The sequence below is a fragment of the Nonomuraea glycinis genome, assembly GCF_014646515.1.
GTDB classification, from domain to species: Bacteria; Actinomycetota; Actinomycetes; order Streptosporangiales; family Streptosporangiaceae; genus Nonomuraea; species Nonomuraea glycinis.
This window is the reverse complement of record NZ_BMNK01000001.1, coordinates 997,307-1,022,358: the sequence shown is the minus strand read 5'-3', so window position 1 is coordinate 1,022,358 and position 25,052 is coordinate 997,307. Positions and strand designations below refer to the sequence as shown.

General features: G+C 70.9%; 26 protein-coding genes. 11 read left to right on the top strand and 15 right to left on the bottom strand.

Features of this window, described 5'->3' with window-relative positions; translation table 11 throughout:
- Positions 1-80: 80 nt before the first annotated feature.
- Positions 81-587: an HNH endonuclease gene (locus IEY87_RS04740; protein WP_189137328.1), complete on the bottom strand. Its 507-nt coding sequence runs from the start codon at positions 585-587 to the stop codon at positions 81-83.
- 293 nt (positions 588-880) lie between these two features.
- Between IEY87_RS04740 and IEY87_RS04735 the strand changes: the two genes are divergently transcribed.
- The 3 genes from IEY87_RS04735 to IEY87_RS04725 are packed head-to-tail and all read left to right on the top strand — an operon-like array spanning position 881 to position 4,100.
- A complete protein-coding gene (locus tag IEY87_RS04735) occupies positions 881-2,935 on the top strand; it encodes a prolyl oligopeptidase family serine peptidase (RefSeq protein ID WP_189137193.1) in 2,055 nt (684 codons plus the stop codon).
- Positions 2,936-2,953: 18 nt separating this feature from the next.
- Complete coding sequence (locus IEY87_RS04730; RefSeq protein ID WP_189137192.1) at positions 2,954-3,745, top strand: helix-turn-helix domain-containing protein; 792 nt, start codon at positions 2,954-2,956, stop codon at positions 3,743-3,745.
- Between the two features lie 4 nt (positions 3,746-3,749).
- A complete protein-coding gene (locus IEY87_RS04725) occupies positions 3,750-4,100 on the top strand; it encodes a VOC family protein (protein ID WP_189137191.1) in 351 nt (116 codons plus the stop codon).
- A 3-nt stretch (positions 4,101-4,103) separates the two neighbouring features.
- Here the strand turns inward: IEY87_RS04725 and IEY87_RS04720 are convergent, their stop codons facing one another.
- The 7 genes from IEY87_RS04720 to purU form a co-directional block, all read right to left on the bottom strand.
- Positions 4,104-4,904, bottom strand: coding sequence for a polyphosphate polymerase domain-containing protein (locus IEY87_RS04720; protein ID WP_189137190.1), 801 nt, complete (start codon positions 4,902-4,904; stop codon positions 4,104-4,106).
- Complete coding sequence (locus tag IEY87_RS04715) at positions 4,901-5,446, bottom strand: DUF4956 domain-containing protein (protein ID WP_189137327.1); 546 nt, start codon at positions 5,444-5,446, stop codon at positions 4,901-4,903. Before IEY87_RS04715 ends, IEY87_RS04720 begins: the two co-directional genes overlap by 4 nt.
- 125 nt (positions 5,447-5,571) lie before the next feature.
- Positions 5,572-6,234, bottom strand: a complete 663-nt coding sequence (locus tag IEY87_RS04710; protein ID WP_189137189.1) for a response regulator transcription factor — start codon at positions 6,232-6,234, stop codon at positions 5,572-5,574.
- Positions 6,231-7,625 carry a sensor histidine kinase gene (locus tag IEY87_RS04705; protein ID WP_189137188.1) on the bottom strand — a complete coding sequence of 465 codons (1,395 nt, stop codon included), beginning with the start codon at positions 7,623-7,625 and terminating at the stop codon, positions 6,231-6,233. Before IEY87_RS04705 ends, IEY87_RS04710 begins: the two co-directional genes overlap by 4 nt.
- A gap of 18 nt (positions 7,626-7,643) precedes the next feature.
- Entirely contained in the window at positions 7,644-8,057 is a 414-nt protein-coding gene (locus tag IEY87_RS04700) for a hypothetical protein (protein WP_189137187.1), read from the bottom strand.
- A gap of 70 nt (positions 8,058-8,127) precedes the next feature.
- Positions 8,128-8,991 (bottom strand): SDR family oxidoreductase, encoded by an 864-nt coding sequence (locus IEY87_RS04695; RefSeq protein WP_189137186.1) that lies wholly within the window; start codon positions 8,989-8,991, stop codon positions 8,128-8,130.
- 41 nt (positions 8,992-9,032) lie between these two features.
- Positions 9,033-9,881: a formyltetrahydrofolate deformylase gene (gene purU, locus IEY87_RS04690; RefSeq protein ID WP_189137185.1), complete on the bottom strand. Its 849-nt coding sequence runs from the start codon at positions 9,879-9,881 to the stop codon at positions 9,033-9,035.
- A gap of 124 nt (positions 9,882-10,005) precedes the next feature.
- Here purU and IEY87_RS04685 point away from each other — a divergent pair, with 124 nt between their 5' ends.
- Both IEY87_RS04685 and IEY87_RS04680 read left to right on the top strand, forming a co-directional pair.
- Positions 10,006-10,950: an inorganic phosphate transporter gene (locus IEY87_RS04685; RefSeq protein WP_373294324.1), complete on the top strand. Its 945-nt coding sequence runs from the start codon at positions 10,006-10,008 to the stop codon at positions 10,948-10,950.
- 37 nt (positions 10,951-10,987) lie between these two features.
- Entirely contained in the window at positions 10,988-11,620 is a 633-nt protein-coding gene (locus tag IEY87_RS04680) for a DUF47 domain-containing protein (RefSeq protein WP_189137183.1), read from the top strand.
- 67 nt (positions 11,621-11,687) lie between these two features.
- Here IEY87_RS04680 and IEY87_RS04675 read toward each other — a convergent pair whose 3' ends face one another.
- The gene (locus IEY87_RS04675; RefSeq protein WP_189137182.1) at positions 11,688-12,572 is read right to left on the bottom strand and encodes an LLM class F420-dependent oxidoreductase; all 885 of its coding nucleotides are present in this window, start codon (positions 12,570-12,572) and stop codon (positions 11,688-11,690) included.
- Positions 12,573-12,650: 78 nt separating this feature from the next.
- Between IEY87_RS04675 and IEY87_RS04670 the strand changes: the two genes are divergently transcribed.
- Both IEY87_RS04670 and IEY87_RS04665 read left to right on the top strand, forming a co-directional pair.
- Positions 12,651-12,959: an ArsR/SmtB family transcription factor gene (locus IEY87_RS04670; RefSeq protein ID WP_225278029.1), complete on the top strand. Its 309-nt coding sequence runs from the start codon at positions 12,651-12,653 to the stop codon at positions 12,957-12,959.
- Positions 12,956-13,393 carry an NUDIX domain-containing protein gene (locus tag IEY87_RS04665; protein ID WP_189137180.1) on the top strand — a complete coding sequence of 146 codons (438 nt, stop codon included), beginning with the start codon at positions 12,956-12,958 and terminating at the stop codon, positions 13,391-13,393. The genes IEY87_RS04670 and IEY87_RS04665 overlap by 4 nt, the downstream gene beginning before the upstream one ends.
- 154 nt (positions 13,394-13,547) lie before the next feature.
- On the opposite strand, the gene IEY87_RS04660 is transcribed toward IEY87_RS04665, so the two are convergent.
- From IEY87_RS04660 to IEY87_RS04640, 5 genes are all read right to left on the bottom strand, one after another.
- On the bottom strand, positions 13,548-14,330 hold the full coding sequence (locus IEY87_RS04660; RefSeq protein WP_189137179.1) for a hypothetical protein: 783 nt from the start codon (positions 14,328-14,330) through the stop codon (positions 13,548-13,550).
- Positions 14,331-14,470: 140 nt separating this feature from the next.
- On the bottom strand, positions 14,471-16,189 hold the full coding sequence (locus IEY87_RS04655; protein WP_225278030.1) for a tetratricopeptide repeat protein: 1,719 nt from the start codon (positions 16,187-16,189) through the stop codon (positions 14,471-14,473).
- Between the two features lie 196 nt (positions 16,190-16,385).
- On the bottom strand, positions 16,386-17,654 hold the full coding sequence (locus tag IEY87_RS04650) for a DMT family transporter (protein ID WP_189137178.1): 1,269 nt from the start codon (positions 17,652-17,654) through the stop codon (positions 16,386-16,388).
- A 184-nt stretch (positions 17,655-17,838) separates the two neighbouring features.
- On the bottom strand, positions 17,839-18,318 hold the full coding sequence (locus tag IEY87_RS04645) for a GNAT family N-acetyltransferase (RefSeq protein ID WP_189137177.1): 480 nt from the start codon (positions 18,316-18,318) through the stop codon (positions 17,839-17,841).
- The gene (locus IEY87_RS04640) at positions 18,315-19,853 is read right to left on the bottom strand and encodes an NsdA family TPR-like regulatory protein (RefSeq protein WP_225278031.1); all 1,539 of its coding nucleotides are present in this window, start codon (positions 19,851-19,853) and stop codon (positions 18,315-18,317) included. Before IEY87_RS04640 ends, IEY87_RS04645 begins: the two co-directional genes overlap by 4 nt.
- Before the next feature lie 311 nt (positions 19,854-20,164).
- Here IEY87_RS04640 and IEY87_RS04635 point away from each other — a divergent pair, with 311 nt between their 5' ends.
- From IEY87_RS04635 to IEY87_RS04620, 4 genes are all read left to right on the top strand, one after another.
- Positions 20,165-20,449: a hypothetical protein gene (locus IEY87_RS04635; protein ID WP_189137175.1), complete on the top strand. Its 285-nt coding sequence runs from the start codon at positions 20,165-20,167 to the stop codon at positions 20,447-20,449.
- Between the two features lie 404 nt (positions 20,450-20,853).
- Positions 20,854-21,849 carry a mechanosensitive ion channel family protein gene (locus IEY87_RS04630; protein WP_189137174.1) on the top strand — a complete coding sequence of 332 codons (996 nt, stop codon included), beginning with the start codon at positions 20,854-20,856 and terminating at the stop codon, positions 21,847-21,849.
- A gap of 9 nt (positions 21,850-21,858) precedes the next feature.
- On the top strand, positions 21,859-22,239 hold the full coding sequence (locus tag IEY87_RS04625; protein WP_189137173.1) for a globin: 381 nt from the start codon (positions 21,859-21,861) through the stop codon (positions 22,237-22,239).
- A gap of 17 nt (positions 22,240-22,256) precedes the next feature.
- A complete protein-coding gene (locus tag IEY87_RS04620; RefSeq protein WP_189137172.1) occupies positions 22,257-23,768 on the top strand; it encodes a glycoside hydrolase family 13 protein in 1,512 nt (503 codons plus the stop codon).
- A gap of 106 nt (positions 23,769-23,874) precedes the next feature.
- Here IEY87_RS04620 and IEY87_RS04615 read toward each other — a convergent pair whose 3' ends face one another.
- Positions 23,875-25,050 carry an MFS transporter gene (locus IEY87_RS04615; RefSeq protein ID WP_189137171.1) on the bottom strand — a complete coding sequence of 392 codons (1,176 nt, stop codon included), beginning with the start codon at positions 25,048-25,050 and terminating at the stop codon, positions 23,875-23,877.
- Between the last annotated feature and the right edge of the window lie 2 nt (positions 25,051-25,052).

Here is a 25,052-nt window from a genome sequence, read left to right as displayed (position 1 = left end):
GGGAGAGCGAGAAGGGCCCGGCCCCCGGGCAGGGGACCGGGCCGCGGATCACTTTCGGGCCGCCGGTTCGCGGATCGCTTTCAGGCCGCCGGTTCGAGGTAGGGCGCCCATTGCGGGTCACCGACGAGAGACGCGCCGATGAGCCGCCAGTGAGCGCCCCGTGGCACCGCCGGGGCGACGCGGAGCGACCACCCCAGCTCCTCAAGGTATTTGTCGGCCTTGCGGTGGTTGCACGGCGTGCACGAGGCGACGCAGTTCTCCCACGTGTGGGTGCCACCCCTGGAGCGAGGAATGACATGGTCGATGGTCTCGGCCCGCTGGCCGCAGTAGGCGCAGCGGTAGTCGTCGCGCCGCATGAGAGCGGCCCTGGTCAGGGGAATGCGCGATCGGTAGGGGATGCGGACGTATCGGCGGAGCCGGATCACCGACGGGACGTCGAGCGTGCAGGAGGCGGAGCGCAGCACGGCGCCCCGGCCGTCGCGGTGCACGACGTCGGCCTTCTCCCGCAGCACCAGCACGATGGCGCGGTGCAGCGAGAGCGTGGTGAGTGGCTCGTAGGTGGCATTCAGCAGCAGGACTTGGCGCATCATCGGGCCTCTTCCCGCTGCGGGCGTATGAAGGGGGACATGCCGCGGCATGTCCCGGCTATTCGCCCCTCCTGGGGCATCAACGCTTGCGTCACGTGGACCTCCGCCGGACGGCCCAGCGGATGGTCACCACGGCACCGTCCTGTCTGCAAGTCTGGCGTTTCCCGCGTGGTCCCCGCCACCCCTTAACCTCCAGCCGGAATGACCAGAGGGACGCACGGTACGTTTTATTCCCGCATCACCAGGCCTTTACGCCATCCTCCCGGCATCGCGCTTGCCGTAGGGTTCGAAGCATGACGCGAGAGCCCTACCCTGCCGCACCGCGCGAGGAGACCGTCGAGATCCTGCACGGCACGCCCGTTCCCGACCCCTACCGCTGGCTGGAGGATCCGGCCGGCGCGGAGACGGAGAAGTGGCTGCTCGGGCAGGCGGAGTTGTTCAAGCGGGAGAGCGAGCCGCAGCGCTTCAAGTCGCGGATCGCGGAGCTGCTGATGTCCGGCTCGGTGGGCACTCCGGCCTGGCGCGGCGGCCGGCACTTCTTCAGCCGGCGCACGCCGGAGCAGGAGCACGCCGTCTACTACGCGGTGGACGCGGACGGCACCGAGCGGGTGCTGGTCGACCCGATGGCGCTCGACCCCACCGGGCTGACCACGCTCGACGCGGTCCAGCCCGACAAGGAGGGGCGCCTGCTGGCGTACCAGATCTCGGTGGGCGGCGACGAGGAGTCGGTCCTCTACGTCATCGACGTGGCGACGGGAGCCCGTGTCGAGGGCCCGATCGACCGCTGCCGCTACTCCCCCATCGCCTGGCTGCCGGGCGGCGAGGCCTTCTACTATGTGCGGCGGCTGCCGAGCACCGAGGTGCCGGAGAACGAGCGGCAGTTCCACCGCCGCGTCTATCTGCACCGCGTCGGCACCTCCACCGAGGACGACGTGCTGATCTTCGGCGACGGCATGAAGATGACCAACTACTACGGCGTCTCGGTCTCGCGTGACGGCCGCTGGCTGCAGATCTCCGCCAGCGAGGGCACCGCTCCGCGCAACGACCTGTGGGTCGCCGACCTGGAGGTCTCCACGCCCGAGCGGCCGGAGCTGAGCGTCGTGCAAGAGGGCGTGGACGCCCAGACCGGCCTGGTGTTCGGCCGCGACGGCAGGCTCTACGTGCACACCGACCGGGACGCGCCGCGCGCCCGGGTCTGCGTCACCGACCCGGCCGAGCCCGGCCACGACTCCTGGCGTGACCTGATCCCACAGGACGAGGAGGCGGTGCTGTCCGACTTCGCCATCCTCGACGGCCTGGAGCGCCCGGTCATGCTGGTGGGCTGGACCCGCCACGCGATCAGCGAGATCACCGTGCACGACCTGGCGACGGGCGAGCGCCTGGGCGAGGTGCCGACGCCCGGCCTGGGCACCATCGGCGGCATCTCCGAGCGGCCCGAGGGCGGCCACGAGGCCTGGTTCGGCTACACCGACAACACCAACCCGCCGTCCATCCAGCACTACGACGCCCGGACCGGCGAGACCACGCTCTGGGCGGCCTCGCCCGGCGCGGTGGAGGTGCCGCCGGTGCGCACCGAGCAGGTCGTCTACCGGTCGAAGGACGGCACCGACGTCCGCATGCTGATCATCTCGCCGGTCGACGGCGAAGGCCCGCGCCCGACGATCCTGTACGGCTACGGCGGCTTCGGCCTGTCGATGACGCCCGGCTACTCGGCGTCGATCCTGGCCTGGGTGGAGGCGGGCGGCGTCTACGCGATCGCCAACCTGCGCGGCGGCGGCGAGGAGGGCGAGGACTGGCACCGCGCCGGCATGCTCGCCAACAAGCAGAACGTCTTCGACGACTTCCACGCCGCGGCCGTCCACCTCGTCGAGACGGGGGTGACCACGACCGCGCAGCTCGGCATCTCCGGCGGCTCCAACGGCGGCCTGCTGGTGGGGGCGGCGCTGACCCAGCGCCCGGAGCTCTACTCCGCGGTGGTCTGCTCGGCGCCGCTGCTCGACATGGTGCGCTATGAGAAGTTCGGGCTCGGCGCCACCTGGAACGTCGAGTACGGCACCGCCGAGGACCCCGAGCAGTTCGGCTGGCTGCACGCCTACTCGCCCTACCACCAGGTCCGGGAGTCGGTCAGCTATCCCGCGACGCTGTTCACCGTCTTCGGGTCCGACACGCGGGTGCACCCGCTGCACGCGTGGAAGATGTGCGCGGCGCTGCAGCACGCCTCGTCGGGCGACCGGCCGATCCTGCTGCGCAACGAGACGGAGGTCGGCCACGGCGCCCGTTCGATCAGCCGTACGGTCGATCTGTCGGCGGACACGCTGACCTTCCTGGCCAAGCACTTGGGCCTCTAGGCGGCGTATCGTCAGAGCATGAGCGAGCTGGGGCTGGCGATCGTCGAGGCCGACCCCAGCCCCGTGCTGCGGCCCTACGTGACACGGCTGACGGCCTACCGCGAGCGTTACGCCGCGCCGGTGACCCGCGCGCAGGCGGCGATGCCCGCCACGGTGCTCATCCTGGGCTTCGGCGCGGCCATGGAGGTGGCGGGCGAGCGGCTGACCTCGTTCGCGGGCGGCCTCGCCGACCGCTTCACGGTGACCCGCACGGCCGAGCCGACCGAGGGGGTGGAGGTCTACCTCACCCCGTTCGGGGCCAGGCGGCTGTACGGCGTGCCGATGCGGCACCTGGCGAACCTGACGCTGCCGGTGGACGACCTGCTGGGCCCGTGGGCGCGCACGGTGGTGGCCCGGCTGGCCGAGACGCCTTCGTGGCCCGACCGGCTGGCCCTGACCGACCGGCTGCTGACCGAGCGCATCCTGGCCGGTCCGGAGCCGGACCCTCGGGTGCGGTGGGCGTGGGCGCGGCTGCTGCGCGCCGGCGGCGACCTGGGGGTGTCGTCGCTGGCGGACTCCCTCGGCTGGAGCCATCGCCACCTGGTGTCCCGCTTCCACGACCAGGTGGGGCTCACGCCCAAGGCGGCGGCCAGGGTGATCCGGTTCGGGCGGGCGGCGCACCGGCTGCGCGCCGGGGCGACGATCGCGCAGGTGGCCGCCGAGTGCGGCTTCTACGACCAGGCGCACATGAACCGCGAGTTCAGAGCGCTGGGCGACACGACTCCCGGTCAGATATATCCAAGACCCCGGCCCGCGCCCGGCGCACACTGACGGCATGAGACGAACCGTTTGCGCACTGGCGCGCTATCAGGACTGCCAGGCCGCCCTCGACTTCCTGACCAGCGCCTTCGGGTTCCGGGTGCACGAGACGTCCAAGGACGAGGAGGGCCGGATCAAGCACGCCGAGCTGCTCGTCGACGACGACATCATCATGATCGGGCCCGGCGCCCCCGGCGGTCCGGGCGTCTACGTCGCCGTCGATGACGCGGACGCCCACCATGACCGTGCCAGAGCGGCCGGTGCCCGGATCACCATGCCGCTGGTCGACCAGTCCTACGGCTCGCGGGAGTACGCCTGCGCGGACCCCGAAGGCAACACCTGGTATTTCGGCACCTACCGGCCCTGAGCCTCACGATCGGTGCCGTGCCGGGAAATAGTGGCGCAGCACCGGCTGCCAGCGGTTGGCGGTCACGCCGTGCAGCGCCGCCACCCCGAGGCAGTACTTACTGACGCTGACGGGCCGCACGCCCAGCCGGCGCAGGATCCGGTCCGCCGTGGCGCTCCCGTCGGCGGACTTGGACTCCAGCAGGACGCGGTCACGGCGGGCCGCCAGCGTGCGCCGCCCGTCGCCGCAGACCAGGCCGGTGTCGCAGGTGAGCCGGGCCGAGCCGGACCTGTCCACCAGGGTGACGCGGCTGTAGTCGGTGGACAGCACCGGGCCGAGCGACGGCGGGCGGGCCAGCCGCAGGTTGCCCGCCAGGGTGTCGGCGACGTAGTCCAGCGCCTCTCGGGTGAGCGCGTCGGCCGGGGATGCGTCGTACGGGATGCGGTGTTTGTCGGTGCTGCCGCCCGCGCCGGCGAGCTTGACCTCCAGCCAGCGGCCGCCCCCGTCCAGGTACGTGCGCGTACGGATCTTGAATCTGCGCCGCCGGTCCTGGCGGTGCTGGCGGAAGGTGAGCAGGTCGGGGGTGTCGAAGTAGGTGGAGGTGTAGCGGAACTGCCGCCGCCCGCCGATCCGCAGCACGGCGAACCCGTCGCCGAGCTCGGCCGCGAGCCTGGCCATCGTGGACGCGCTCACCAGATACTTGCGGTCCACCCGGGTCATCAGCCCGCAGGCGGCCGTCACCTCCTCCAGGGTGATCGGCGGCAGCACCGAGGCCACCCCCGCGAGCAGGACGCCGGCGGCCGGCCCCTCCGTGCGGGCCGTCATCGCCAAGCCCGCACAGGCGCGTGCTGCGGCAGCTCGAAGCGGACGTCGACCACGGAGATGTCCCTCACGTAGTCGGCCTGGGTGACGGAGCACTGCAGCACCCGCCCGCCCAGCCGGCTCTCCAGGTCGGCCCGGAGCAGGGCCTGGTCGGCGTGGACCACGTCGAGGGTCACCACCTGGTGGTGGGTACGGCCGAGCAGCCGGGGATGGTCGGCCGCGTACATCACCGCCAGCAGCACCACGTCGAGGAAGAGCGCGGTCAGCGGCCAGGCTGCCGCGATGGCGTTGACCAGGCCGAGCGCGATCGCGACGAAGTAGTAGGCGATCTCCTGCTGGGTGATCTCGTCGGACCTGAGCCGGATGATCGCCAGCACGCCGAACAGGCCGAACCCGACCGCCAGGTCCACCCGCTGGACGAGCAGCAGGGACACCACCGCGAAGATGCCCGCGTTCAGCGCCAGGTAGGCGAACAACAGGTCCCGGCGATGGTGACGGCGGTAGTACAGGCCGTAGGCGAGCGTGATGATCGCCGCCAGGTCCATCGCGAACCCGAGAATCGTGGTCGCTCGCAAGGTGCGCCTCCATGGATCGGTACCGTTGCCGAACAGCCTGCCGACCAGCGGTGAAGCGCCGGTGAGCCGATGATGAGGGCGTTCTCATCAAGATGTCACCCGGCGCGCAGGCGGTATCCCGTCCCCCGCACGGTCTCGATCCGGTCGGCGCCGATCTTGCGCCGCAGGTAGCGCACGTACACGTCCACCACGTTGGAGCCGGGGTCGAAGTCGAACCCCCACACGTGGCTGAGCAACTGCTCGCGGGTCAGCACCTGGTCGGGGTGCCGGCAGAAGACCTCCGCCAGCGCGAACTCGCGGGTGGACAGGTCCACCGACCGCTCCCCGATGTACACCCGCCGGGTGCGCAGGTCGAGGGCCAGGTCCGCGACCCGCAGCACGGTCACCTCGGGCTGCCGGTCGGCCCGCAGCCGCAGCCGTACCCTGGCCAGGAGCTCCTCGAAGGCGAACGGCTTGGCGATGTAGTCGTCGGCGCCGCCTTCGAGCCCGGCGACGGTGTCGGTGACGCTGTCGCGGGCGGTCAGAATGATGACGGGGATGCCCACCTTGGCCTCGCGCAGCCGCCGCAACACGGTGAACCCGTCGCTCAGCGGCAGCCCGATGTCCAGGATGAGCAGGTCGAACGCGCCACTGGCGGCCACGTCGTAGGCCGCGACGCCGTCCTCGACGACGGCGGTGACGAACCCGTTGCCGCGCAGCCCCTTCTCCAGGAAGGACGCGATCCTCCCCTCGTCCTCGGCGATCAGAATGCGGTTCACCGCACCTCCCTGAGTGGAACGGTCATGACGAAACAGGCGCCGCCCCCGGGCGCGTCCACCACGGTGACGGTCCCGCCGTGCGCTTCGGCGATGGTCGTGACGATGGCCAGCCCCAGCCCGGCGCCGTCGTGCGCGCCGGTGCGGCCGGCGCCGCGCATGAAGCGCCGGAAGATCCGCTCACGGTCCGCGGGCGCCACCCCGGGGCCGCTGTCCCGCACCCACAGCTCGACCGACCGATCCCGTACGGCGGAGCCGACGGCGATCAGGTCGCCCTCCTCGGTGTGCCGCACGGCGTTGGCCGCGAGCTGCATCAGCGCCTGGGTGAGCCGCTGCCGGTCGGCGGGCAGGCGGGCCTCGGCCACCTCGTCCACCCGCCAGCGCCGCTCGCCGAGCGCCCGCGCCTTGGCCACCACGCTGACGGTGAGGTCGGCCAGCTCGACCTCCTCGATGTCGAGGAAGCCGGGCTGCTCCGCCTTGGCCAGGGTGAGCAGGTCGTCGACCATCCGGTTCATCCGGTCGAGCTCGTCGGTGACCAGGGCGAGGGTCTCGGCCCGGTCGGCGGGGTCGTCGCCCATCAGCTCCAGGTGGCCGCGGATGACGGTGATGGGGGTGCGCAGCTCGTGGCCGGCGTCGTCGACGAAGTGCCGCTGCACGGCGAAGGCCTGCTCCAGCCGGTCGAGCATGTGGTCGAAGGTCGCGGCGAGCGCGGCCACGTCGTCCTCGCCCGGCACGTCGAGCCGTCTGGTCAGGTCGGCGGAGTCGCTGATCTGGGCGGCGGTCTGGCGCACCAGCCTGATCGGGGCGAGCACCCGCCCGGCGACGAACCAGCCGGCCCCTCCCGCCAGGGCCAGCGCCGCCAGCGCGGTCAGGCCGACCACCCGGACCACGTCCACGATGTCGTCCCGGTGCCGGTCGTAGAAGATCGCCACCACGAAGTGGCCGGACCGGGAGTCGCCCGCCACACTGACCGGGACGGCCGTGTACCAGACCGTCCCGGCGGTGCTCTCGTACATGTCCACGCGTGGTCTGGACGCCTTGGACATGCCGGCGACCAGCGCGTCGTCGGTGTCGAGCCGGGCGGGCGCGGGGACGGCCGTGCGGCGGTCCGCCTTGCCGTCGACGATGCTGAAGAAGGTCTCCCACCGGTCGGGCGGGTTGTAGGCGAGGTAGCCGGTGAGCAACTCTTCCACGTCGTCGACCCGCCGGCCCGTCGAGGGGTCGAACGCGGTCGCGGCGTAGCGGCGCAGTTTCTCCACCTCGTTGACGAACTCGTCGTGCATCCGGTCGCCGAGCCGGGTGAGCAGGATGGTCCAGGTGGCGAAGACCGAGACGGCCAGGGCCAGCCCGGCGACCGCGAGCATCCAGCCCACGATCCGGGCACGAGCGGTCATCCGCATCGGCGCGCCGGATCAGTCGTCATCGCCATCGTCACCGTCATCGCCATGACCGCCGTCGTCACCGTCGTCGCCGTCATCGCCGCCTGGCCTCGGCGACGCCGGACGGACCGGCTCCACCTTGGCCGCGCGCTTGCTCGGTTCGACAGCGGGCCGCTCGGTGGCGGGCCGCTCATCGGCGGTCGACTCGGCGGCGGTCCTCTTGGGGGAGCTCGGCTCGGCGGTCCGCTCTGGGGAGCTCGGCGCGGTGGCGGCCGGTTCGCGGGTACGGCCCTCCTGAGGCTGCGCGCTGCCCTTCGAGGTCTGCGACACGACAACGGGCCCGCCCAGATCCGGGCCGCTGCCCGCGGCCCGGACGAGCCCGATCGCAAGGAACCCGGCGGCGGCCACTCCGATCAGAAGCGCGGCCAGGGGTGTTCGACGTCTCATGACGTCGAGCATGCCGGTTGCGGAGGAGAGGGCGCTGAGGCTCGGATGAGAATGCTCTCATCCGCCGTGCTCAGCCAGGCAGCGTCTCCCCGCCGATCGGCGCGAGAACCTCGCCGGTGTAGTACGACGACAACCGGTCGGCGGCGAAGAAGACGTACGACGGCGCGATCTCGTCGGGGTCGGCGGCCCGCTTCATCGGCACCTGCTCACCGAACTTCTCCACCTTCTCCGGCGGGAAGGTGGCCGGGATCAGCGGCGTCCAGACCGGACCGGGCGCGACCGCGTTGATCCGGATGCCCCGATCGACGAGGTTCTGCGCCATCGAGTAGGTGAAGGCGTTGATCGCCCCCTTGGTCGCCGCATAGTCGATCAGGGTCTTGTTCCCGCGCAGCCCGTTGATCGACGAGGTGTTGATGATCGCGGCGCCTTCGCGCAGGTGCGGCAGGGCCGCCTTGGTCACCCGGTAGTAGCTGTGGATGTTGACCGCGAACGTGTGCTCCCACTGCTCGTCGGTCAGCTCCTCCAGCGAGTCCACCGGCGCCTGGTAAGCGACGTTGTTCACGACGATCTCCAGGCCGCCGAGCTCGGCCACCGTCCGCTCCACGACCTGCGCGCAGTGGTCGCGGTCGCTCAGGTCGCCGGGGAGCAGCACGCAGCGCCGCCCCTGGGCCTCGACCAGCTTCCTGGTGTGGTTGGCGTCCTCGTGCTCCTCGAGGTACGCGATCGCGACGTCGGCCCCCTCCTTGGCGAAGGCGACCGAGACGGCCCGGCCGATGCCCGAGTCGCCCCCGGTGACGAGCGCGCGCTTGCCGGCCAGCAACCCTCTGCCCTCGTAGCCGCGCATCTCGTCCCGCGGCTCGGGCGCCATCCGGCCGGTGTCCCCTGGGTACGGCTGACTCTGCGGTGGTGGTGTGGAGTTCGCATCTTCTGGCATGCCCAGCGCGTGCCCCGGCCGGCGTCCGGCTAACGCCAGGTTCAGCGAGGGAAGACGACGGTCTTGTGACCGTCGAGCAGGACGCGCTGCTCAGCGTGCCATCTGACCGCTCTGGCCAGCGCCACGCACTCGACGTCGCGGCCGATGGCGACCAGGTCCGCAGGCGAGTGGCTGTGGTTGACGCGGGCCACCTCCTGCTCGATGATCGGGCCCTCGTCCAGGTCGGAGGTGACGTAGTGGGCCGTCGCGCCGATCAGCTTGACGCCGCGGTCGTGCGCCTGGTGGTAGGGCTTGGCGCCCTTGAACGACGGCAGGAACGAGTGGTGAATGTTGATCGCCCGGCCGGCCAGCTTCTGGCACAGCTCCTCCGACAGCACCTGCATGTAGCGGGCCAGCACCACCAGGTCCACCTGGTAGTGCTCCACCAGCGCCAGCACCTCGGCCTCCTGCCTGGCCTTAGTGGCGGCCGTGACCGGCAGGTGGTGGTAGTCGATGCCGTGGGACTGGGTCAGGGGGCGCAGGTCGGGATGGTTGGAGACGACCGCGACGACCTCGATGTCGAGCGCTCCGGACCGGACCCGGTAGAGCAGGTCGTTGAGGCAGTGGCCGAATTTGCTGACCATGATGAGCACGCGCGGCCGGCGCGCCAGGTCCCGGACCTGGAACACCATGCCGAACTCCGGCGCCAGGGCGGCGAAGGCCGCGCGGATCTCGTCCTCCGGCTGCGTCGCGGCGAACTGCACCCGCATGAAGAACCGCTGCGCGTCCCGGTCGCCGAACTGCTGGCTCTCGGTGATGTTGCAACCGCGCGCGGTCAGCAGGCCGGCGACGGCGGCCACCACTCCGGGCCGGTCGGGGCAGGACAGGGTGAGAACGTATTCGGTGCTCATGCTTCACTCTCGCGGCGGGGCGCAGGATGGCTCAACCGTCGACAATACCGGGCACGGACCGCCTCATAGACCCGGCCTTGGGTATGTACCAGGCATTACGCGACAGCTTTCGGGGAAGGAGCGCATGCCCTTGGACGCCGTACTACTGGTCGGGGTCGCCTGCCTGTTCGCGATCGTGTCCGGGATGAACGACGGAGGGGCGCTCCTCGCGACGGGGCTCAAGCTGCCCACCGTGCGCCCGGCCACCGGCATCGCGACCATGGTGGTGTTCGTGGCCCTGGTCCCGCTGGCCACCCACCAGGTCGCGCTCACCTTCGTCACGCGGCTGGCCACCTTCGACGGCGACGGCGGTAGATCGGCCACCACCATCGCCGTCATCTGCTCGCTGGTCGTGGTCCTGGTGCTCAGCGCGAAGGGCAGGCCGACCAGCCTCACCCTCGCCATCGTCGGCGGCCTCACCGGGGCGGGCCTCGGCTGGGGGCTGCCGGTCTCCGGCTCGTCCGTGGCCCTCGTGCTGTCCTTCGGCGTCGCGGCGCCTGTCGTGGGCGCGTTACTCGCCTGGGTAGTGAGCGGGCTGCTGATCAAATTCACCACCACGCGCGGGCTGTGGCACTGGCACTGGGCCGGCTTCCTGCTCCAGACCCTCGCCTACGCGGCCAACGACGGGCAGAAGATGCTCGCCGTTTTCATGATCGCACTGGGCTTCTCGGGAGCGCCGCTGGCGTACACGTCGCTGGTGGCCGCCCTGTTCGGTGTCGGCGCCCTGTACGGCCTGCCGAAGGCGGGACGTACGCTGAGCCGGGAGATCATCGCCTTCCGGCCCCTGCACGGCGTGTCGGCGGAGCTGTCGGCGGGCACCGCCGTGCTCGGCTGCTCGGCGCTGGGCATGCCGGTGAGCATGACCCAGGCCATCGCCGGCGGGCTCATCGGCTCGGGCGTCAACCTGGGCGGCGGCCGGGTCCGCTGGTACGCCGCCGTGAAGATCGTCACTGCCTGGCTGCTGACGCTGCCGGCCAGTCTGCTGCTGGCCGCGGTGGCGGCCTTTCTGGTGAAGGGAGCGGGAGCGTGATGGACCGTGTCGACGCAGGCGCATCGGAGGTGGGCCGGTGAAGCGGCTGCGCCGCATCCGCGACCTGCTCATCGGCCGCATGGACAGCGCGCTGTCGGACGCGCTGCTCGGGCAGCTCGCGGCGACCAAGGAGGGCGCCTGGCTGGCCATGGCGATGATCGGCGGCGAGGTCGGCAGGACGGGCGCGCACGAGCAGATGCGCACGATCGAGCACCTCGGCGACGAGGAGCGCCGCCGCCTGGTCGAGGAGCTCCGCTCGGCCCTGGTCACGCCGATCGACCGGGAGGACCTGTTCAGGTTGTCGCGCTCGATCGACGACGTGCTCGACTCGCTGCGGGACTTCGTCCGTGAGTCGCACCTGTATCAGGTGCCCGACCAGATCCGCTTCACCCCGCTGCTCGACCAGGTGATCGTCGGCATCGACGCGCTGGAGAACGCCGTCCGCGACCTGGTCTCCAGCCCGTCGGCCGTGGTGCACGACGCGCTGGAGGCCAAGAAGACGGGCGGCGCCATCCGCCGGATGTACCAGTATGAGATCTCCCGCATCTTCTCCGGCGAGCTGACCGCCAACGCCATGAAGGAGCGCGAGCTGGTGCGGCGCCTGGAGATCGTGGGCATCGCCATCAGCGAGGCCGCGGACGCCATCGCGGACGGCGCCATGAAGCGCTGAGCCGGAGCGAGCCAGAGCGAGCGGGCTAGAGCGAGCGAGCCAGAGCGAGCGGGCTGAAGCGAGCGGGCTAGAGCCCCAGGGCGGGAGCGAGGAGACGGAGCTGGACCAGGGCGTCGGCCAGGTCCGGCTCGGGCGACAGCGGCTGGATCGCCACATGGTCGGCCCCCGCGTCGAGATGGGCGCCGATCCGCTTGGCGACCGTCTCGGGATTGCCCCAGGCCACGATGGCGTCGGTCAGCCGGTCGCTGCCGCCGTCGGCGAAGTCCTCGTCGGAGTAGCCCAGGGTGCGCAGGTTGTTGAGGTAGTTGGGCAGCCGCAGATAGGTGGACGTGTGGGCGCGGGCGATCTCGCGGGCCCGCGCCGGATCGGTCTCCACGACCACGGCCTGCTCCGGCACGAGCAGCCGGTCCGGCCCCAGGATGTCGCGGGCCAGCACGGTGTGCTCGGGCGGCACGAAGTAGGTGTGCGCGCCGCCGGCCCGGTCCCTGGACAGCTCCAGCATCCGGGGACGCAGCGCGGCCAGCAGCCGGGGCGCCTGCGCCTGCGGCGTCGGCAGGACCTTCCTGGCGTCGTCCATGCCGTCGAGGTAGCGGCTCATCGCGGTCAGCGGCTTGGCGTAGTCGTGGCCGCGCATGCTCACCAGCGGGCGGTGGCTGACGCCGATGCCCATCAGGAACCGGCCGGGAAAGGCGTCGCCGAGCGTCGCCTCGCCCGCGGCCATGGCCGTCGCGTCACGCGACCAGATGCTGGCGATCCCGGCGCCGATCGCGAGCCGCTCGGTGGCGGCCAGCAGGACGGCCGCGCAGGCGAACGGGTCCTTGCTCCCCCGGCCGTCGTTGACCCACGCGGAGCCGTAGCCGAGCTCCTCGATCTCCACCGCGGCCCGGCGGCCCTCCCCTGCCGGCGCCTTGGCGATCATGGGGTGCCACACTCCGACGTGCCCGGCGTCCACGGCCACTCCTTCTGGTTAAACTGTTCGATCGAGATGGAACACTACACCAGAGCCCCATCGAGCCGATCTCGCTCCCTGGTGCACGCCTCCCCCGTCGAGGTGTCGCTGCAGGCCGCCCTCGACGCGCTCAGCGACCCGATCCGCCGCCGCATCGTCCGCGAGCTGGCCGGGGTCCCCGACTGGAGCCGCCCCTGCGGCACCTTCAGTCACCTGCCGGTGGCCAAGTCCACGCTCAGCCACCACTTCGCGGTCCTGCGCGGGGTGGGTCTGCTGGAGCAGCGCGACGAGGGTCCGCGCCGGCTCAACCGCCTGCGCAGGCCCGAGTTCGACGACCGCTTTCCCGGCCTGCTCCCGCTGATCCTCACCGAGCCGGAGGACCGCCCATGACCACCAGCGACCGGCCCGCCGCGCGGGTCGTCTGCCTGGACCGCGACGAGCGGGTGCTGCTGCTGCACTGGCACGACCGGGTCAGCGGCCAGGACCTCTGGGAGCCTCCCGGCGGCGGCCTCGACCCCGGCGAGACGCCGCTGCGGGCGGCCCGGCGGGAGCTGACCGAGGAGACCGGCCTGCCGGGCGCCGCCGTCCAGGACCTCGCGGTCGAGGTCGAGCGGGACTTCACCTGGCTCGGCGTCCGCTACGTCAAGACGGAGTCGTTCTTCCTGGCCCGCTTCGCCACCAGCCGCCCCCAGGTGACCCCGGGCGCGCTCACCGAGGAGGAACGCGAGGCCTACCTCGGCTGCCTGTGGACACGGGAGCTGCCCACCGCCGTGGAGCCGCCGACCCTGGCGACGGTCATCCAGCGCCTGACCACCCTCGGCTGACGACCCCTGACAGAAGATCATCGGGTGCCACTGTGACCAACGGGACGGAAAGCCATCGGGTGTCACCATGGCCAACGGTCAGAAGGCCAACGGGTGTCGCCGTGGCCAACGGTCAGAAGGCCAACGGGTGTCGCCGTGGCCAACGGACCTGAGGTCATCGGGGGTCGCTGTGGCCGAGCTCGGCGAGGGTCGTCGCCAACAGCTCGCGCAGCAGCGGCCCCGACGCCTTCTCGTGCTCGCCCTCGACCGAATCCCCCCGCGCCACCCTGGTGTGGTAGACCTCCCGCTCGCGGGCGTCGGTGTAGGGCTGGGCAGTCAGCGCCACCACCACCGTGGCCCGGGTGCCGGCGTCCGGCAGCACGGCCACCGCGTGAGTGCGCAGGCAGGTCTCGTCCGGTTCGCCGAACCAGCCGCACTTGATCCCCGCCTCGGGCGCGCCGAGCGCCTGGCGCGTGCCGTAGGTCTGCTCGCCCTCGACCCGGCGCATCCAGTCCAGGACGCTGCCCGCCACCGGATCGCCGGCGAACGCGGCCTGGGCGAGCGCCGCGTAGGCGGTGGCGACCTCGTCGGCCGCCACCTCGATCGAGCCGAACCGTGAGGGGTCGGCGTTGTGCATCGGCCAGGAGACGCCGGTGCGCTGGTAGATGTCGTCAAGGATGACGAGCGGGCCGACGGCCAGCCAGAGGCTGCGGGTGTCGGAGTTGGACGAGATGACCACCGCGGGCTCCGCGTGGCGACGCCAGCGCTCGGTGTCGGGGATGCGCGCGGCCGTCACCCACGCGTACAGCGGTTTGAGCAGTGAGGCGCAGCGCATCCGGTGCAGGCCGGAGCGGGCGCTGACCGTGCGCGGCGGCGGCCCGCCATGGCCACGGCTGATGCCCGCGGCCTGGGCGCTCGCCCCCCGCTGGAGATCACGTAGCAACTCGTTGTACCCCACGGCTCAACCGTAGCCTCTGCGCGGTGCGTTTCCAGCGACCGCCGGGCGTCAGTCGACGCTCTGATGTCCGACGGGCTCGGCGCCGTAGGTCCGCCGTGCTCGCCGTAGGGCCGCCGGGCTCGGCGCCGTAAGGCCGGCGGTCAGGGGACCTCGGGCTGCGGGGCGGCGCGGGCGTCGTCGGCCGCCGCCTCTGCCGTACGCCCGAGGGCGCGCAGGGCCACGGCGCGGTTGACGTACAGGTCGGGCTGGGGGGCCAGGGCGATCGCCCGGGTGAGGTCGGCGACCGCGCCCTCCGGATCGCCCGCCTCGTAGCGGAGCACCCCGCGGTTGCCCCAGGCGGCGGCCAGCCCGGGAGCCAGCTCGATGGCCGAATCCAGCGCTCGCCTGGCCTCGGGCAGCCGGCCCGCGCCGGTTTCGAGCTGGCCGAGGACCGTCAGCAGGTAGGGGTTGCCGGGGCTGAGCGCGAGCCCCGCCGTGGTGTCGGCCCTGGCCTCCTCGTCGCGTTCGAGGCAGGCGAGCAGGCCGGCCCTGTTGACGTAGGCGTCCACGTAGTCGGGGTCCAGGTCGATCACCCGGTCCAGGTCGGTCAGCGCGCCCGCCACGTCACCCTGGACGATCCGCAGCTCGGCCCGGTTGTAGTGGGCCTCCGGCAGTGGCGGCCCGGCCCGCAGCGCGGACTCGTAGTCGGCCAGCGCCTCACGGTGCCGTCCCAGCTCGAACAGCAGGTTCCCGCGGTCCACGTAGGAGTCGGGGAAGAGGGGATCGATCGCGATCGCCGCCCCCCAGTCCTCCAGGGACTCCTTGGCCCGCCCCAGCACGGCCAGCAGTTGCGCCCGGTTGGCCAGCAGCACCATGCGGTGCAGCGGATGCCGGTCCCCGAGCTCGCGGGCGAGCTCGACGGCCGACTCCACGAGCGCCAGCGCCTGGCGGAGGCGGCCCTGCCGCAGCTCGATCAGCGCCAGCCCGTTGCGGTCGAAGCCCAGCTTGAACGCTCGCCGCACGGGGTCGGGCAGCAGCGTGGAGATGGCGATGGCCTCGTTCATCCAGCCCCTGGCCCGCCCGAGATCGCGCCGCGCCGGTTCGGGGTGGCGGGCGTCGAGCATGGCCAGGCCGTAGGCGCTCGCGGCATGCACGGCCGGGTCCTGGCTGGTCCTGCGCACCTCCTCCCACAGGGCGCGGGCCTCCTCCCGGCGACCCAGGCCGCCGAGCGCCGTCGCGGTGCGCTGGGCGAAGCGCCACCACGCCTCGCCGCCCGGCTCGCTCAGCGCCAGCCCGCGCGCGCCGAGCTCGGCCACCGCGTGCAGGAACCCCTCGCGTACGCCGCGGTCCACGATCGCCCAGAGCTCGGCGGCGTCGCGGAAGTCGGGCGGCGGCTCCGGTCCGCCCAGGTAGACGGTGATGGCCAGCACGGCCGGCGGAATCCTGCGCATCAGCACGTCGAGCAGCTCGGCGTCCGTGGGATCGGCCTGCGCTCCGTTGCAGACGACGAGGGTGCGGCCCGGCGGGACCGCGTCGCGGACGAACTCCGCGATCCCGTTGGCCAGCCTGAGCGTGCGGCGGGGTGCGGGGACCAGGATGCGCTCGTCGTCGGTGAGGTCCGCGTCGAGCGTCCCCCGCCTGGCCGGTACGAGGTCACGCAGCTCGGGTGCGACGGCCCGGATCTCGATGTCGTGGGCCGCCACCAGGTTTCCGGACCGTTCCAAGGCGGCCGGGACCAACCGCCCCAGCAGGGCGGCCCCGACCGTGTAGGGACCGCGCGGCCGCCGATGACCGTCGATCATGGGCATCAGCGGCCGCTCGCCCTCGGGGCGGGCGGGCGGAGCGCCCTGCGCCCTGAGGTGGGACCTTCGCTCGGTCACCCCTTGTGAATGACGCCGGAGGTCCCGCCCAGCCTCGCGGTTCCAGGCTTGCGGACAGCGATGCGCTTCATGATGCACCTCTTCATCGGGGTTATTTATCTATTATTCGGACGCCTCGGGAATTATCAAGATTAATGTCCGAATAAGAAGAGTCTAATGGATAAGAAGCGCCTGGTAATTCATGATGATATGTGCCCTATTGGGACCGAAACCAGCAGGAACTCGCCCCCGATCTTGCTGTGTCGGACCGCCCCATAAGATCGCACAGACAACGGCCGAGCACCGTCATCGACTGGCAGCAGCCGGGCGGCGACTGATGCTGGGACCGCACGATGTCGGTCGCGCGCTTCATCAGCCGCTCAAGGCTCGGTTCCCCGGAGCCCTTGACCGCGTGCGCCCTCCAGGGGCAGTCCTTGGTGTGCGCGCAGGAGGTCTTCGCGTCCACGGGCGGGTCCACCGGCGGGTCCACGCCCTCCGGCTTCAGCGGATCGTCGCGCTTGACCTTCAGCTCGCCGAGCACGTAGGAGGCGCGGCGCGTCACGATCAGCAGCTGCCGGCGCACCGGATCCGGCGCGTCCACCTGCGTCCTGGACGGCACCGCGAGCAGCATCGCCGCCGCCATCAGCCCCCCGCCGATCAGCATGCTCCAGCCGATCTCCTCGCCGAACCCGATCACCGCGATGGCGGCCACCCAGAAGGGCTGCGAGGACATCAGCACCGCCGCGGGGACGGCCGGCACGTGCGTCTGGCCGTACGAGCGAGCCAGGAACCCCAGCGCGCACGAGACGACGGAGAGATGCGCGAGCCCCGCCCAGTCCATCACGCCGGTCGGCAGAGTGATGCCGTCCCGCACGGCCAGCGCGCCGGTGAGCAGGCCGATGGTGCCGAGTTGGACGACGGTCAGCGCGTAGGCGTTGAACGTCTCGCCGTTCCTCGACATCCGGGCGAGCAGCAGCGTGTGCCCCGAGTAGAGGGCGGCCGCGGTGAGCGTCACCCAGAGCGCCGGCAGCGAGAAGGCGTCGTCGCCCACCCCGCGCAGCAACGTGAACACGGTCATGCCGGCCAGCGCCAGCAGCACCCCGACCCAGACCCGTCCGGGCATCCGCACCCTGAACAGGACCAGCGCCATGATGGGCGTCATCACCACGCTGGTCCCGACCGCGAACCCGGAGACCGCGGCGGGCAGGCCGTGCAGCGCGACGGCCTGCCCGCCCTGCCCGACCCCGAACATGACCCCCAGGATGATCCCGTTGATCCACACCGTCGGTGACAGCCCCCGCAGGCAGCCGGGCCGGATGAGGAGCAGCGTCAGGGCCGCGATCGTGTAACGCTCGGCGAGGAGATCGTCCACAGGTAACCGGAGAATGAGATCCTTCATCAGCGGAAAGGCCGACCCCCAGGCGGCGCTGACGAACAACAGGAGCACGACTCCCGTCAGGGGCCGGGGAGCGGGCACGACTGCCATACCGGAAGCATCTCATTACCGTTCGCAGTCGCCACGGCCTAGTGAAGCGGTGGTGAGGTTCCTCTACCACCTGGAGTGAAGAGCCTCACTCGTAGACCCTGACATCCTTATCCGCACCACTCGCCGAACCGGCCATATCCCACCACTCACGCCATCAGGCGTAACAGGGCTCATATGCGGACTTTCAGATGGTCGCGGACACCAGGCGCTTCTCGCCGTAGATGACCGTGAGACCGCCCACCTCGCGGCGCGAGGTCTCCCGCCACCCCTGGCGCTGGTACAGCGCCAGGGCCGCGCCCTGGTTGAGAGTGGTGTCGCCGCACAGGTTGTGGAAGCCCAGCTCCACCGCCCGGCACTCCAGCGCCGACAGCATGGCGGCGCCGAAGCCGCGCCGCTGGTAGTGCGGGTGCACGCGCAACCGGCACACCTCGGCCGTACGCGTGTCGACGGGTTTCAGCCCGCCCATCGACACCACCCGCGAGTCCACCTCACCGACCAGGAAGTCCCCGCCACAGGCGAGGTAGAGCTCCTGGATGCGCGGGAAGTCGTCGTCGTAGTAGACGCCGTCGCCCGGCACCAGACCCACCTCCGCGAGGCAGATCTGGTGCAGGGCGAGAATGGTGTCGAGGTCAGACCAGCGATAACGGCGAATCCTCAGCTTCATGCACCGCCGATCCCTTCGCCCAGGAGCGGCTGCGGCGGCCGCAACTGCTCCCGGTAGGTGGTCAGCTTCGGATGGTTGGCGTCCCGCGCCATCACCGCCTGCTCGAGCGCCAGCGCCGGACGCATGATGAAGTCCGTACGGTATTCCGGGCCGAGCAGACGCAGCGCCTCGGTGGCGGTGTCGAGCGCGTCGGCGAGATCGCCCTCGATCAGGCGGCACTGGGCGCGGTCGAGCCTGATCAGCGTCTGGTCGAGGATGTGGTCCTGATACTTGTCCAGGGCCTGGTCGAGCACGACCTCTGCCTCCAGGGTCTGGCCGAGCTTGGTGAGCACGTCACCCTGGTAGAAGTAGAGCTGCTTCTCGGTGTAGCCGAACGCCGCGTCCTCCTGGTCCCCGGCCTTCATGTGCGAGAAGGCGTTACGGGCCCGGGCCAGCGCCCGCTTGGCCTGGTCGACGACCTCCTTCTTGCTGTCGATGCCGGACAGCATGGCCAGGGCTCGGGCCTCGACGACCGGCGCCATGGCTTGCGCCGCGCACGGCGTCTGACCGGCCAGGTCCCGGCTCTTCTTCGCCAGGTTGAGCGCCTCGCGAGCGTCACCGTAATAGAGGGGAACGAGCGCCTCGCGGGCCGTCACCCAGGCGCGCAGGGCACGGTCACCGGTCTCGTCGGCGGCGGTGCGCCCGGTGCGGAAGAAGGAGCGGGCGAGCCGGTGGTCACCCAGGTTGATCATGATCATGCCACTGAGCCCGGACAGCTGGGCGGCCATCCTGCACAGGCGTTCCTGCAGGTCGATCGGCTGACGCCGGCACATGGCGGTGCGTACGGTGCTCAACTCCAGCAGCACGTCGCACAGCAGCCGGAGCGGCGCCGTCGTGGTGTACTGCCGACCGAAGCTGAGCGTCGCCTCCTCCCACTGGTCGAGCATGGCGGGAGAGACCGTGGCGGACACCAGGGTGCGATCCATCCGCCGCCTGATGCCCTCGCAAGCGCCGAGCACCGGGCCGTCGAGCTTGGCCACGCCCGGATTGCTGGACAGAAGCTGTAACAGGGTGCGGCGGAGGATGTTCTCATCCTCCTCGCCCTCGAAGCTCTGGTCCGCGGGAGGCGGCGGCGTCCCGATGTCGGGCGGCTCCGCCAGCGCCGCGCCATGCCGGCCCTGCAGATCGTTGCCGCCGACCACGCCCGGCATCCGGTGGCCGTGCCCGCAGATGCACGGCCCGTCATAGCCCAGCGAGGCTGGCTCCACGCGGTAGACGGTGCACAGGTAGTGCAGGTATTCGGGGCCGGGCCGCTTGAGCCCGCTCTCATAGGCGGACAGCAGCGTCTCGCCGATGCCGGGAGGTGGCTTCTCGTCCCGATCGAACAGGGCTCTGACCTGTTCGATGACGTCGGCGAGCGCGATCCCGTAGGAGAGGCGGTGCCCTTTGATCTTGGTGGTGCCGAACTGAGGTCCACACACTTCGTGGATCTCTTCGGCGATCTGAGCAGCGGAGCGGCCGGTGGCGAGCCCTTTGGCTCTGATCCGCCGGGCCATCTCCGTTTCCCTGTGCTGTCTGCCGGACATTCCGGCCCCTCTCACAACCTTTATCCTGACCGGCTTGTCACTCTAGTCACCCTGCGTAGCGCCTACGTTGCAGTCCGCCTTGCCATGACTATGGACCATTCATGGCTGCTTGAAAACGTCCCTGTGAAGATTACGGATAAGGATCGTCCTCCGGCGGACTGTTTCTTACAACCTACGAGTGAGAATGCGACTCCCCGCCGGCCCAGGGGGCTCATTGCGCGCGCCGTTGACATGAGTCATGTTTGGCCCACCAGCAACGATTCCTGAGGAGGGGACGAAAGGTGGGGGACGACAACTTCGGACATCTGGAGCGCCTGGTGTTGGAGCTCGACGCCCGTGGGTTTCTCGCACGAGTGGTCCGGACCCAGAGTGGCCGGGTGTTCGTCCGGGTGATCAATCCGAAGGCGACCAGCCTGTCCGAGAACGTCACCTGTCGGCCGACCAAGGTCGCCGAACTCCCGGACTGGTGGTACTGCTGGTCCTGGGGTGAGCGGATGCACACGGTCGACGACCCGGCTGGTGCGGCGACCAAGGTCGCTCGCGTGCTCGCCGCGGTGGGAGAGTGACGACGCGGTGATCCGGGTGGAGCGCAGCCACCACGGCTCACCGCAGCCACCGCGGCTCCACGAGGTCGGCGGGGTGGCCGGTGCGGAGGGTTCCCTCTCGCAGGGGGCCCTGGCCATCCCGCCGCCTCCGATTTCGTCACTCAGAGTGACAGGCTCGCTTCGCGGGTTCGCCCGTGGAGCGCTTCGGGGCCCCCTCCCGGAAACGGCATGGGACACGCTTCCGGGTGTGTGTCCCGGCCAAGCCGTCCGTCATCGGAGCGTCAGGCTCCTCCCTTCGCGGCCCAGGAGCCTGACGCCCCCGTCTTCCCCGGCGTGATGTGACGGCGGCCGGTTCGGTCGGCGGTATCTTTGGGGAGTTTGGCCCCATACCGCCGACCGAACCGCTTTCGAGGAGGACCCGTCCCGTGTCCCTGCTGGCTTCACCGGCACCGTCGCCGACCCCATCACTGTCCGAGCTCCCCAGCTTGGGCGAGGTCAGCACCCAGATAGCGAGCGTCTGCTCGAACGACACAGTGCTCTGCGCGACCCTGGCCGGATGGTTCGACAACGCCGCCTGGGCTCCGCTCGTGGCCAGCCTGATCACCGTTCTGCTGATCCTGGTGTTCGGCATCGTGATCCGCAACATCGTGCTCCGGCTGATCACCAGGGTCGTCGCCCGCACCGCCGTCAGCGGGCCGCTCTCCGGCCGCTGGCGCAAGGGCTCGCAGGCCGAGGGCATCGACACACTGCTGCGTGAGCGCCGCAGGCAGCGGGCCGAGACCATGGGGTCGGTGCTCAAGCACATCGCCACCATCGTCATCATCGGCACGACCCTGCTGACCGTGCTGGACCGCCTGACGATCCCCATCGCGCCCCTGCTCACCAGCGTCGGCATCCTCGGCGTCGCCATCGGCTTCGGCGCGCAGGAGCTGGTCAAGGACTTCATCGCGGGCATGTTCATGCTGCTCGAAGACCAGTACGGCGTGGGTGACGTGATCGACACGGGCGCCGCGATCGGCACCGTCGAGGCGGTCACCCTGCGCGTCACCCGGCTGCGCGACTCCGACGGCCGCGTCTGGTACATCCGCAACGGGACCATCACCCGCGTCGGCAACGAGTCGCAGGGCTGGTCGCGCGCCTACATGGACGTCCCGGTCTCCTACACCAGCGACATCACCACCGTGCGCGTGCTGCTGGAGCACGTGGCCGAGGAGATCTGGGCCGACGTCGAGTTCCGCGAGACGATGCTCGTGGAGCAGCCGAAGGTGTACGGAGTGGAGCAGTTGTCGGACAGCACGCTGGTCTTCCGCCTGTCGGCCAAGACGCTGCCCGCCCAGCAGGCGCAGGTCGCCCGGGAGCTCCGGCTGCGGGTGAAGTCGGCGCTGGACGCCGCGGACATCGCCATGGTGCCCACCGCATAGGCTGGGGCCGTGACTGAGATCTCCTTCTACGACGCCGTCGGGGGCGAGGAGACGTTCCGCCGTCTCGTGCACCGTTTCTACGAAGGGGTGGCCGACGACCCGCTGCTCCGTCCTCTCTACCCCGAAGAGGATCTGACAGGCGCCGAGGAACGGCTCCGCGGGTTCCTGATCCAATACTGGGGTGGCCCCAACACCTACAGCCAGCAGCGCGGGCACCCCAGACTGCGGATGCGGCACGTGCCGTTCGTGATCGGCGAGGCCGAGCGTGAGGCCTGGCTGAAGCACATGCGCGACGCCGTCGACGTGCTGGAGCTGTCCGAGGAGCAGGACAAGCGGCTCTGGGACTATCTCGTCTACGCCGCGCAGAGCCTGGTGAACTCGCCGACATAGCGGGCAGGACACGCCACATGGATATCCCCTGGTGGCGTGATGCCGTCGTCTATGAGATCTACGTACGCAGCTTCGCCGACGCCTCCGGAGACGGCGTCGGCGACCTGGCCGGGGCCCGTGAGCGCCTGCCGTACCTCAAGCGGCTGGGTGTCGACGCCGTCTGGCTGACCCCCTTCTACACCTCTCCGATGGCCGACGGCGGTTACGACGTGGCGGACTACCGCGACGTCGATCCGCTGTTCGGGACGCTGGCGGACTTCGACGCGCTGGTCGCCGACGCGCACGCGCTCGGCCTGAAGGTGCTCGTGGACATCGTGCCCAACCACAGCTCCAGTGCGCATCCATGGTTCCAGGCCGCGCTGCGGGGCGAGGGCCGCGATCGTTACCTGTTCCGCGACCGGCCGAACAACTGGCAGTCCACCTTCAGCGGCCCGGCGTGGACGAAGCTGCCGGACGGCTCGTGGTATCTGCACCTGTTCGCCCCCAGTCAGCCGGACTTCAACTGGCGCAATCCCGAGGTGCACGCGGAGTTCCTGGACATCCTGCGGTTCTGGCTGGACAGGGGGGTCGACGGGTTCCGCATCGACGTGGCGATGGGGCTGTTCAAGGCGGAAGGACTGCCGGACGTCGAGGACCAGTCCTTCAAGACCGCCTCGCCCGTGTGGGGCCGGCCGGAGGTGCACGAGGTCTACCGCGACTGGCGCAGGCTGCTGGACGGCTATCCGGGTGAGCGGATGGCCGTCGGCGAGGTGTGGACCGACAGCCCGGAGGACCTGGCCCGCTACGTACGCCCGGACGAGTTGCACCAGAGCTTCAACTTCGCCTGGCTGCAGGCGCCCTGGTCGGCGACCGCGTTCAGAAAGGTCATCGACGACACGCTGGCGACCGTCCCGTTCGCCACCTGGGTGCTGTCCAACCACGATGTCGTACGGCACCGCACGCGCTACGACACCGCCGATCCCGGCACCGGACTTTCACGGGCAAAAGCCGCATTGCTCACAATGCTTGCGCTGCCCGGGTCGGCATATCTCTACCAGGGGGAGGAACTAGGCCTCCCTCAGGTAGAGGATTTTCCACCGGAAGCGCGCCAGGACCCCGTTTTCATCCAATCAAAGGGCGAACTGCCCGGCCGCGACGGCTGCCGGGTGCCGATGCCGTGGTCGCCCCGTGGCGCCTCCCACGGGTTCTCCCCCCAGGGGGTGACGCCCTGGCTGCCACAGCCGGACTCCTTCGCTGCGCTCAGCGCGGACCGGCAGGCCGGTGACCCGGACTCGACGCTGGAGTTCTACCGGCGCGCCCTGGCCTGCCGCGACACGCTGGTGCGGACCGTCCCGTACGAACTGCGGTGGCTGGACTCGCCCGAGGACACGCTGGTCTTCGCACGCGGCTCACTGGTCTGCGCACTCAACTGCGGCACCGATCCCGTACGACTTCCGCCGCACGAACGCGTCCTGCTGTCCAGCGGCCGGCTCGACGGCCGGACCCTACCCCCCGACCAGGCCGTCTGGCTGCACCGCGACGCCACGTAGGACGACGCTGCCCCCCGCAACGCCACGTACGGGCGGCGCTGTCACCCCGCCACGTAAGGGCGGCGCTGTCACCCCGCCACGTACGGGCGGCGCTCGAATCCTGGTGTCACGCAGGGGCGGCGCTCGTACCGTCGCGCTCGTCGCGGACGGGGATGACGGGCACCGAGATCAGCAGGCACACCAGCCCTGCCACGAACGCCGCCCAGTAGCCCGCACCGGTGATCAGCAGCCCGGCCACCGGTGTCACGGCCAGGACCACGATGTTCTGGACGGTGTTGTGGGTGCCGAGCACCCGCCCCGCCGCGGCCGGACCGGCGAGCTCGCCTGCCGCGAGGTAGGCCAGGCCGTTGCCCGCCACAGTGATCAGCGAGGCCAGCGCCAGCATGGCGACGCCGGGCCAGGAGCGGGTGAAGGTGCCCAGCACCAGCAGGGCCAGCACGCCGAGCGCGACCAGGGTGAGCAGCCGCAGGGGAGCCATCCGCAAGCCCGTCACGTCGGACCAGCGGCCCACCGCGACCCGGATGGCCGCCCCGCCGATGGCCGCGAAGCCGAAGAGCTGCCCGGCCTCGACCCCGTCCCAGCCGTAGACGCCGACCAGACAGGCCACCCCGTACGTACCGACCACCACCTGCGGCACCACCTGCAGGGCGCTGGTGGCGTGCACCCGCCACAGCGCCGGCTGCCGGTAGGGCGAGACGGCCGGAGCCGCGCCGGCCCGGCCGGGGGTGTGCGGCGGGTCGGCCAGGAAGACGGCGGCCAGCACCGCCGCGAGCAGGCACGTGCCCGCGCAGACGATCAGCACGCCGGAGATGCCGTGGGCGCGTGCGACCGGTGGCAGGATGAAGGCGGCCGCGGCCATGCCGAGCGTGTAGGAGACCTGGCGCACCCCCATGGCGACCCCGCGTTCCGGCGGCAGGAACCAGCGCAGCACGATCCGGCCGCCGCCCACCAGCGCGGCGCAGCCCGCGGCGCCGGCCAGGGCGAGTAACGCGATCACCGCCCAGATCTGGTCGACGAAGGCCACCGCGGCGAACAGCACGGCGGCCGTCCCCACGCCGAGGCCCAGGACAAGGCGCTCGCCGCACCTGTCGGCCAGCGCGCCCCAAGCCACGAGCGCGAACAGGATGCCGATGCCGGGGGCGTTGCCGATGATCCCGGCCACCGGAAGGGACACCCCGAAGTGCCGTTGCAGGTCGGGGATGACGAGGGGCAGGCCGGACAGCCCGAGGGTGACGCCGGCGTGCGCGTTGACGCCGAGTCCCAGCATCACCCAACGCCTCATGC